Origin of the sequence: Corynebacterium sp. HMSC075D04, assembly GCF_001815635.1 — a bacterium.
Taxonomy (GTDB): Bacteria; Actinomycetota; Actinomycetes; order Mycobacteriales; family Mycobacteriaceae; genus Corynebacterium; species Corynebacterium coyleae.
In genome coordinates, this window is sequence record NZ_KV821294.1 from 1 (window position 1) to 243 (window position 243).

Consider the following 243-nt stretch of genomic DNA (forward strand, 5'->3'; position numbering starts at 1 on the left):
TTGGGTGTGCTGGTGTTGTTTGAGAACTCGATAGTGTGCCAATGCATTTTTTGTTGTTGTGTGCTTGGTGTTGTGTGCCATGGTGTGCATGCCTTGTTTGGTGTGTGCCGGTGGTGGTTGGGTGAACCATTGATTGCCTGATCATCTGTGTGGTGTGCTTCATTTGTGAGTGCATGATGCATGTTGCCAACCCTTGTTTTTGCCCCGTCAGGGTGGGGGTTGGTTGGAAGTTTTTTGGCTTCC

Annotated in this window: 1 protein-coding gene; it reads right to left on the reverse strand. The window is 49.4% G+C overall.

Going from position 1 to position 243, the window contains the following annotated elements; genetic code table 11:
• Positions 1-182: hypothetical protein (locus HMPREF3048_RS12390; protein WP_210384725.1), on the reverse strand; the 182-nt coding region annotated here is incomplete at its 3' end.
• Positions 183-243 lie beyond the last annotated feature (61 nt).